General features: G+C 46.2%; 6 protein-coding genes. All 6 read right to left on the bottom strand.

Annotation, left to right across the window (positions count from 1 at the left end):
• Nucleotides 1-783: 783 nt before the first annotated feature.
• A complete protein-coding gene (locus QZR21_RS07570) occupies nucleotides 784-1596 on the bottom strand; it encodes a hypothetical protein (protein ID WP_296097621.1) in 813 nt (270 codons plus the stop codon).
• A gap of 138 nt (nucleotides 1597-1734) precedes the next feature.
• Nucleotides 1735-2217, bottom strand: coding sequence for an SsrA-binding protein SmpB (smpB, locus tag QZR21_RS07565; protein WP_296097620.1), 483 nt, complete (start codon nucleotides 2215-2217; stop codon nucleotides 1735-1737).
• 129 nt (nucleotides 2218-2346) lie between these two features.
• Entirely contained in the window at nucleotides 2347-4407 is a 2061-nt protein-coding gene (gene rnr, locus QZR21_RS07560; RefSeq protein WP_296097619.1) for a ribonuclease R, read from the bottom strand.
• A 137-nt stretch (nucleotides 4408-4544) separates the two neighbouring features.
• Nucleotides 4545-4781, bottom strand: coding sequence for a preprotein translocase subunit SecG (secG, locus tag QZR21_RS07555; protein WP_296097617.1), 237 nt, complete (start codon nucleotides 4779-4781; stop codon nucleotides 4545-4547).
• Nucleotides 4782-5050: 269 nt separating this feature from the next.
• Nucleotides 5051-5560 (bottom strand): NYN domain-containing protein, encoded by a 510-nt coding sequence (locus QZR21_RS07550; RefSeq protein ID WP_296097614.1) that lies wholly within the window; start codon nucleotides 5558-5560, stop codon nucleotides 5051-5053.
• On the bottom strand, nucleotides 5557-5899 hold a 343-nt coding region (locus QZR21_RS07545; protein ID WP_296974708.1), incomplete at its 5' end, for an RNA methyltransferase. The genes QZR21_RS07545 and QZR21_RS07550, both read right to left, overlap by 4 nt.

Raw genomic sequence — 5899 nt, 5'->3', positions numbered from 1 at the left:
TCATCGCTAAAGCTTTATTGAACCCCCGGTCCAACCGGGGGTTTTCTTTTTACAATAAAAAGAGCCCTGCCGGCTCTTTTTTTATGGATAAACTAACGTAATAAAAGCTGGATGCAGTAGAAACAGGGCTACGTCAAGTAAATCAAATCATCCATTGCACTACAACAAGCCCGAAGATCATGGAGGGAACAGAACATATAGGGCCACATCTCTATTCCATACCATATCTTCAGGCCTGATGATACGCCTGATTCATTTAACTGACGACTTTAAATCTTTTCCCAATTCCCTGCAAATTACAGGATAATCAGGATCTGCATCGAACGGGATGATTTCAGCCCGGAGCTCTTATGGATTCATCTTTGCAGGATGGCTTACGATTCCAGCATGGTCGGGGTATTTTTGTGAGGCCTCTCCCCCTTCAGGCTATTATCCTCATCCACATTTATTATACATGATTAAACAATTTTTTAGAACTGCTTTTTCTAACTCTTTTTATAGTTTATTTTTATATGTATTTCAAGGTAAAATTAATAGCTGGTTCCTGTCAACACCGGAGATGGAAAATTCAATGGTAGTTCATCGAGCTATTGGAGTACAGCAGCCCACATGCTTATGAGTAGAAACACTCCCACGGGGCTTCCGGCAGCTGCCAGCTGCCGGAAGTTCCAGGTATGGTTGTACCACCAGCACAACAAACGGAACCGGCCAGGACCAACATGCCATTCCCAATCAAAAATTGAGATTCGTACCTCAACTTTCAAGGCACAAATCTCAAATTTCTTATTTCTCATCTTTCTTTTCCGGGACTATAATCTGTCCTTCCGCAAATGCAGCGGGATAAGCAAAATCTCTCGATCCATCCCTGAATTCCACTGTCAGGTGACCATGATTGATGGCTGTAATAACTCCCTCTCCATAATCCGGAGAAAAAACCATGGTCCCTTCTCCAAGATCGATAAACCGTGTATTACCACGGTGGGTTTCCTTTGCCCTGTGGGGAATAATCTGGTGCGCAGGTTCCGGCTTTTCCTGTTCCGGTACCCGGTAAGTCCTGCCTTTCCCCTTAGGCAGAATTTTCCTTTTTTCCCTTTTCCTTTCGGGAAAAGCACTCTTCTTCAGCTTTGCAGGCAACCCCTGGGGATACATAACATGTTCTCCCGTAGCCTCATAGGTCACATAGACCCCCCGCTCCGTGATGCGGCTGACTACGCCTTTACCAAGCTTTTCATCAACCACCGAAAGGCCCACAGTCACTTCATCCTTCCCGCGGCCTTTCTGCCGATCCTCCGGCCGACCCTTTGTATCAAAAGTAAATACCTTTTTCTCAAAAGGCTTACCATCTGCCCGGGAACCGGAAAATTTTTTCCCATCATCCCTTTTCCGGCGGGGAATAACCTTTTCCACGTCGCCGAATGCTACAGTGATGCCATCTTCCGTTACTTTTCTTACAATGCCTACACCCAGGGTGCGGTCTTCAAATTCCACGCCCGGTTCCAGTTTTCTCCTGCGCAATGTTCTGCTTCCATTACCCTTTCTGTCTTTGTGAAAAGATTTACCGCCTTTCCTGTAAAAGGGTTTATCCGATTTATCCATCTCTATCTCCTTATTCCCGCTATAACCCGAACTGCAGCCCGCTATTTACCTCAAGAAGCACTGATTAATTCGCAGAGTCAGATTTAATCAGTGCTTCCCTTACTTTACTCTGATTGGCCGCTTTCTGCAACTTTTAAACTATCGCCAGTCGTAACGCTGTTCCTTGATACGGCGGTCCAGATCTTTCTTAGCCGCTTTTTCAGCCATATCCTGCCGTTTATCGTATAATTTCTTACCTGTAGCTGTTCCGATTTCCACCTTTACTTTACCATGGCGAAAGTACATTTTCAGGGGTACCAGAGTATATCCCTTTGTCTTCAGTTTCATCTCAATTTTGCGGATTTCCTGCTTATGAAGCAAAAGCTTCCGGGTACGAAGTGGGTCATGGTTGAAAATATTGCCCTGTTCATAAGGACTGATATGGGCATTCCAGAGGTACACCTCTCCATTCTCCACTTTCGCAAAACTGTCACGGAGATTCACCCGGCCTGCTCTTATAGATTTCACTTCTGTACCGGTCAGGGCGATTCCACATTCATAGGTTTCATGAATAAAATAATTATGATAAGCCTGCCGATTGGTCGAAACCGGCGGAGCTGATTTTAATTTTTCCTTTGTCATCAATGACTCCTGCTTTCCTGCTGTCCCTCCTTTACGAGGACATCGTGATTCAAGAGGTACATGTTCATAGTTTGGGTAAAGCAGCTGTCACACCATGGAATCCCTTTTTCCATGCGAGACTGCTTATACTTACCTGTTCCTCTTACCTTTACTATTCCCTTTACTCTTTCCTTTTCCTCCCGTTTTTCCCTTTTTACGGGAATGGGATTTAGAAAAGCTGCGGGTTTTCTTTTCCAGATTCAGGGGAGAATGGATTTCTCCAAGAATGAAGTCCACTTCCCGTCTTTCCTTATCCGCCTTCACCAGCGTTACTCGAACCGGCATCCCCATGGAATATGTAGTCCCGGAGAACCGGCCTTTCATGGTCATCGTATCTTCCTGGTAAATATATTCATCATCGTCCATGGAATCGATATGGACAAGTCCTTCTACCCCATTATCCAAACCCACGAAAATACCAAATTTTGTAATTCCTGTGACCCTGCCATCAAACGGTTCACCCACGAAGGGGACCATGTATTCCGTCATCTTCAGATCATCTACGTCCCGTTCCGTTTCCGTAGCGTTCTGTTCTGTTTCAGAGCAGTGTTCTGCAGCTCGGATCAGGAATTCTGTCTGTTTTTTCCGCTGGCCCTTCGTCATATTATCATGAAGAGCCTCGCGAATCAGGCGGTGTACCATAAGATCAGGATAGCGGCGGATTGGCGATGTGAAATGGGTATAGCATTCACTGGCAATACCGAAATGGCCATCATTATCGGTGCTGTAGCAGGCCTGGGGCAGGGAACGGAGCGTCATAACCTGCACCACAGCTTCAATATCTTTTCCTTTGACCGATTCCAGCAGTTTCTGCACATCCTTCGGCTCCGGATCATCGGGAATATGGATAGGAAGACCCATAATGGCAATGAGGCGCTTCAGCGAATTCAGTTTATCCCTGTCAGGGTGGTCATGGACCCGGTAAATAGAAGTATGACCTGTTTTTTCCAGGAAACGGGCCACCGCTTCATTAGCGGCAATCATGGCATCCTCAATCATCTTCTCCGCTTCTCCGCGGATTCTCTTTTCAATACGAAGCGGTGTACCATCTTCGTCGAGGATTACCTTATATTCCGGAAAATCAAAATCCAATGCTCCCCGGCGGGTCCTGTTGTCCCGCAGGACTTTTGCGCATTCCCTCAAATCTTCCAGCATAGGAAGGTGCAGTTTCAGATCTTCCGGTGCAATACCTTCATCAAAGGCCTTATTAATTTCCGGATAATTACAGCGCCTTGCTACCCGAACAATGGATGGAGAAATACATTCCGTTTTTACCGTCCCATCCGGTGCTACATCCATGACGCAGGACATGGCGTATCTGTCTTCATCGTGATTCAGGCTGCAGAGATCATTGGACAGCTGGAAGGGAAGCATCGGGATGACCCGATCCGCCAGATAGACACTGGTTCCTCTCCGATAAGCCTCATCATCCAGAAGCGTTCCTTTCCTGACATACCGGGATACATCGGCAATATGAACGCCCAGTTCAAAATGCCCATTATCTTTCTTTTCACAGTATACGGCGTCATCAAGATCCTTGGAATCCGGACCATCAATAGTAACAATAGGAATATTTCTGAAATCTTTAAGTCCCGGTTCCGGCACAATAGTGCGGGAAAGATGATCGGCTTCTTCCATGAGATCATCGGAAAACACATGGGGCAGCCTGTGCTGGGCAACAATAATATCTATATCCAGCCCCTTATCGCCTTTATAGCCGATAATTTCCGTCACATGACCTTCCGCATCAGTCCATTCTCCCGGCCACCTGGTCACTTCTACCACTACCCGGGCTCCGGTCGTAGCCCCCATCTCCTGTCCTTCGGGAATCTGGATCACCATATCTACCTTTTCATCAATCGGTACTGCTTCTCCGCCACCCTTGAGCATCTCATAGGTGCAGACGAAAGTATCATTGGCCCTTTCAATGACCCTCGTAATACGACCTTCCGTGTTATGACGGCCGGTTTCGCTCTTCATGGTCTTCACTTCTACGGTATCATTATTGACAGCATTCAGATGGTCCTTTTCTGCGATGTAAACATCTTCATGGTCTTCATCGGTCAAAAGAAATCCAAACCGGCCATATGATTTATAAGTACCCTGCAGTACGACTCCCGGTTTATAAGGTAAAAGCTCCTTTTTATCCATTTGTATCTCCTGTATCAATCGCTTCCTGTCGGAAGAGGTAAAAAACAAGTATCCCTATTAAGACTACATGAAATAAAGCCCTTCTGCAAGGGCAAAATAAAAAGAGGCCTGCCCACGGCAAGCCCCTCCCCTTTCAATCAGAAAGTATTCATATACCTGCCCAGTACAAGGCAGAGTACAGCAAAAATAGTGCCGAATACGATGGTAAACTTTGACAGTACTGCATCTTTGCCGCGTGTCCTTCCTCCTGCCATATTTTCTGTGCCGCCGCCAATAGCCGTACCCATCCCGGCCTGTTTGGACTCCTGTCCCACAACGACAACAATCAGAAGCAAAGAGACAATCAGGGTCAAACCAATCAAAAAGTATTTCACTGTAAATCCTCCTCTGCACCTGCCACGCATCAGGGCAGATACGGTCTTTCATTGATGAAATGATGATATCAAAGACTATTTTATACTAAACCGGAATAAGGGTCAAGGGGATATATATCATGGTCATTTCCGATACCCAATCCACAGCCAAAGTTTCAAGCCATTATCCAAAAACAAAAAATGGCAGGAGCAGCCCACAAAGGATAGATCGTCTTCACCCTGGGTCACTCCGGTTACCTGGCTCAAGACAACCATCGCACCATTTTCCATTACCTCTTTCTCAATTTATCCAGCTTCTCCTGGACTGAGGCCGGAATGGCACGGCCTATTTCACTGCGAAGGTTTTTCCGATTGTTATGATTGATAAAAGTAGTCTGCACAGCCTTGTCTTCATTAACCGCCTTTACCAGATCATCCACCGCTACCCGATAGGAGCCATTGCCCAAAACCTGACTCTGTTCCGGCCCATCGGAAGTAACAACAAAGATATGACGGTATTCATCCCGCCGCAAATAGGATTCTTTTTCTATATAACTGTCTGCGGTCATACGGCTTGGTGTATAAACCAATGTAAAAAAATCATCGATTTTTTCCACCTTTGCCTTTGTAGACTGTCCCTGACCATCAAAGACAATAATGACTTCTATATCATTGTGGGCACCATAATCTTCCATAAGATCAATCAGTTTTTTACGACTTGATTCCAGATCTGTCCTGCCAAAAATCTCAGGGCACCAGAAGATTACATTATATCCATCTACCAGATAGAGATCTTTCATGACTGGCTCCTCTGCCTGGCAGCTTCATAAATAAGAAGGGCTGCCGCTACGGAAACATTAAGGGAAGATACCCTTCCTTTCATAGGAATACGAACGCAGAAATCACAGAGTTTCTTTGTCAGGGGACTGACCCCTTTTCCTTCTGCTCCCATCACAATGACCAATGGTCCCTTCAGGTTCGCCTCATAGTACAGGTCTTCTCCATCCATGTCTGCACCGACTACCCAGAACCCCTTGTCTTTCAGAGATTCCAGAGTCTGGCGGATATTGCCGGTCTGGCACACCGGAAGATAGGCAAAAGCGCCGGCTGCCGTTTTCATGGCTGCTGCCGTAACCGGC

The sequence above is a fragment of the uncultured Dialister sp. genome, from assembly GCF_900541605.1.
Taxonomy (GTDB): domain Bacteria; phylum Bacillota; class Negativicutes; order Veillonellales; family Dialisteraceae; genus Dialister.
The sequence above is the reverse complement of the archived record's forward strand: the minus strand, read 5'-3'. Positions and strand labels throughout refer to the sequence as shown.

What these genes read in the sequence shown, in the direction of transcription:
- rnr (WP_296097619.1), bottom strand. Translation starts at nt 4,407, where the DNA reads ATGGATAAAAAGGAGCTTTTACCTTATAAACCGGGAGTCGTACTGCAG.
- QZR21_RS07570 (WP_296097621.1), bottom strand. Translation starts at nt 1,596, where the DNA reads ATGGATAAATCGGATAAACCCTTTTACAGGAAAGGCGGTAAATCTTTT.
- smpB (WP_296097620.1), bottom strand. Translation starts at nt 2,217, where the DNA reads ATGACAAAGGAAAAATTAAAATCAGCTCCGCCGGTTTCGACCAATCGG.
- QZR21_RS07550 (WP_296097614.1), bottom strand. Translation starts at nt 5,560, where the DNA reads ATGAAAGATCTCTATCTGGTAGATGGATATAATGTAATCTTCTGGTGC.